Below are 1,810 nucleotides of genomic sequence, written 5' to 3' on the forward strand. Positions count from 1 at the left end.
AGGTCGGCGCCGCCCTGCGCCACGTCGCCGACGCCATCGCCCTCGGGCGACGGGCGGCCGACGCCATCGACGAGCTCCCCGCCCTCGCCGGGGAGGCCGTCCGCCCGGTGAGCGCCGCGCTGTCCGCCTCCGATCGCTACGGCGTCCCGCTCGGCCCGTCGCTCGCCGTGCTCGCCCTCGAGGTGAGGGCCGACCGGCGCCGCCGGGCGGAGGCCGCCGCGCGGCGCGTCCCCGTGAAGCTCCTCTTCCCCCTGGTGCTCTGCGTGCTGCCGGCCTTCGGCCTGCTCACCGTCGTCCCGCTGCTCGCGGGCGCGGCCACGTCGCTGCACCTCTGACTCGGCCAGGGCCGGCGGCTGCCGGTGACCGCCCGTTCGCGCGAACGACAAGGAAGGCAAGGAGCCAACGTGCTGCCCCTGCTCGTGTTCATCCGGTCGCTGTTCAGCGCCCCCGTCGTCTCGCTCGCCCGCCGTGGCGACCGCGGCCAGGCCACCGCCGAGTACGCGCTCGTGCTCGTCGGCGTGGCCGCCGTCGCCCTGCTGGTGCTCGCCTGGGCGACGAAGACCGACAAGATCGGTGAGCTGCTCGACGGCGTCTTCGACAAGATCCTCTCGTCGGCGACGTGACGACCGCCCGCCGTGCCCGCGACGGCGGCCAGGCGGCCGTCGAGCTCGCCCTCGCCCTGCCCCTCGTCGCCCTCCTGCTGCTGCTCGTCGTCCAGGTCGGGCTCGTCGTCCGCGCCCAGGTCCTGGTCATCCACGGGGCGAGGGAGGGGGCGAGGGCGGCGGCCGTCGACGCGGCCGACGGCGCCGCTCGCGAGGCGGTGCTGGCGGGGACCGATCTCGACTCGTCCCGGCTGACCGTCGAGGTCACCGGCCGGGACGGGCCGGGCAGCCGGGTCACCGTCGAGGTGCGCTACCGGATGCCGACGGCGGTGCCGATGGTCGGCGCGCTGGTCGGGGACGTCACCCTCACCGGCCGGGCCGCCATGCGGGTGGAGACGTGATCCGGGCCCCGCCGCGAGGAATCTGGGTCGGCGAGGGCGAATCCCTCCCCGTCAACGCCGTGCCCCGCCGCCCGGAGGGTTCTCGCCACATGCCTGCCAACCGGTCCCCCGTCCGAACCGCCGGACGCCTCAGCGCCGTCGTGGGTGCGCTGGCGCTGGCCGGGTCGCTGGCGGTGCCGGCCGGGGCCCAGGCGGCCAGCGACGCCTACGCGGCCGCGTCGCGGGCCGACGGCGTCCTCGTCCGCATCGAGGGGAACCAGGTGTCGATCGCGTCGGCGACGGCGAACGCCGACTCGTCGCCGGCCGCGTCGGCGACGGGCGCCGGCTTCTTCTCGCCCCAGCACACCGAGGGCGCGACGTCGGCCGAGGTGACCGAGGACGGGCAACAGGACGGCTCCACCGAGCCGGTCTGCTCGGACCTGGAGGCGCCCCCCGAGATGCCGGTGCTCGACGCGATCGGCGCCTGCTCCACCTCGCAGGCCGCCATCGCCGGCGGGCTGCCGACGGCCACGGCCACGGCGACCGGCGGGGTCATCTCGGTGGGGGTCGAGGACCTCCCGATCGGCGACGTGCCGATCGGCGACGCCGTCGACCAGATCCTCGAGGGCCTCGGTCCGCTCTTCGACGGCCTCGAGGACGCCGGCATCGACGCCGACACCCTGATCAACGAGCTGCTCCAGGCCATCCTCGAGGGTGACGTCGCCACCATCGAGATGGGCCAGGCGACGGCGTCGGTCACCGAGGCGGACGGCCGGGTCACGGCGACCGGGAACATCGAGGGCGCCGTCATCGGGCTGTTCGACCGCG

Annotated in this window: 4 protein-coding genes; all 4 read left to right on the forward strand. The window is 75.9% G+C overall.

The annotated features are described in order from the left end of the window. Window positions 1-335 (forward strand): type II secretion system F family protein (locus VGB14_14140; GenBank protein HEX9994063.1); only part of this gene is annotated, 335 nt, incomplete at its 5' end. Window positions 336-404: 69 nt separating this feature from the next. Beyond that, window positions 405-623, forward strand: coding sequence for a DUF4244 domain-containing protein (locus tag VGB14_14145; protein ID HEX9994064.1), 219 nt, complete (start codon window positions 405-407; stop codon window positions 621-623). Continuing rightward, window positions 620-1,003, forward strand: coding sequence for a TadE/TadG family type IV pilus assembly protein (locus tag VGB14_14150; GenBank protein ID HEX9994065.1), 384 nt, complete (start codon window positions 620-622; stop codon window positions 1,001-1,003). The genes VGB14_14145 and VGB14_14150 overlap by 4 nt, the downstream gene beginning before the upstream one ends. Window positions 1,004-1,143: 140 nt before the next feature. Then, a partial coding sequence (locus tag VGB14_14155) for a hypothetical protein (GenBank protein ID HEX9994066.1) occupies window positions 1,144-1,810 on the forward strand: 667 nt, incomplete at its 3' end.

The organism is Acidimicrobiales bacterium, from assembly GCA_036399815.1.
In the GTDB taxonomy this organism is placed as follows: domain Bacteria; phylum Actinomycetota; class Acidimicrobiia; order Acidimicrobiales; family DASWMK01; genus DASWMK01.